This window comes from Kytococcus sp. HMSC28H12 (assembly GCF_001816045.1).
Classification (GTDB): Bacteria; Actinomycetota; Actinomycetes; order Actinomycetales; family Dermatophilaceae; genus Kytococcus; species Kytococcus schroeteri.
This window is the reverse complement of record NZ_KV824536.1, coordinates 1-992: the sequence shown is the minus strand read 5'-3', so window position 1 is coordinate 992 and position 992 is coordinate 1. Positions and strand designations below refer to the sequence as shown.

The following is a 992-nucleotide window of genomic DNA, read 5'->3' as shown; positions in this document are numbered from 1 at the left end:
GTGTAGCCCGCCGCACCCGGGGTCCCCTCGCCGAGGCGCAGGCGCTTCAGCGGGTCCGGCGTGAGGTGGCGCACCCAGCGGGTCACCGGCCACCCGGTGGCGGCCGTCGCCCGGCGCAGGTGGTCAGCCTCCACGGCGCGCAGCACGGTGGGCACACCGGCGGCCCGGGCGAAGGCGGGCACCAGGCGGTCGTCCCCGGGCAGGGAGACCTCCGGCTCGCGCTCCCCCACCGAGTCCAGCAGCGACTCCGCGGAGGTGCGCACGTCGCCCAGCAGGCGGGCGCGCACGGCCCGCTTCTCGGCCACGATGCCGGCGAGCACGTCGCGCAGCGCGTCCAGCCCCAGCCCGGTGCGGGCCGAGACGGGCAGCACGCGCACGTCGTGCACCCCGTCGCGCTCCAGCAGGCCGGAGAGGTCGGCCACCACGGCCTCGCGGGCGTCCGGCGGCAGCAGGTCGGCCTGGTTGAGCACCACCACCATCACCGTGTCGTGGTGGCGGCGGGCCCGGATGTAGTCGTCGTGCATGCGGGCGTCGGCGTACTTCTGCGGGTCGGTGACCCACACGAAGAGGTCGGCCATCTCCAGCACCCGGTCGGCCTCGGCGTGGTGCGCGGTCTCGCGGGAGTCGAAGTCCGGCAGGTCCAGCAGCACCAGCCCGTCCAGGGCGCCCGGGGCGGTGCCGGAGTCGCCGTCGTCGGCCCGGTGGCGGTGGTGCACGCCGATCCAGTCGAGCACCTCCCCGGCCGGCTGGTCGCCCCACACCACGGCGGTGGTCGTCGACGTGGTGGGGCGGCGGACGCCGGGCTCGGTCACCTGCACCCCGGCGAGGGCGTTGGTGAGCGTGCTCTTGCCCGAGCCCGTCGCCCCGGCCAGCGCCACGATGGTGTGGTCCCCGGCCAGCGCGGTGCGCTCGTCAACCTTCCGGCTCACCTCGCCGGCCCGGCCCGCCGCCAGCGGCTCCAGCTCGCGCCCGCCGGTGGACACGGCCTCGCG

Annotated in this window: 1 protein-coding gene; it reads right to left on the bottom strand. The window is 77.1% G+C overall.

Annotated features, from left to right (window positions below; translation table 11 throughout):
• The coding region (locus HMPREF3099_RS07875; protein WP_202816725.1) for a GTPase at positions 1 to 992 on the bottom strand (992 nt) is incomplete at both ends.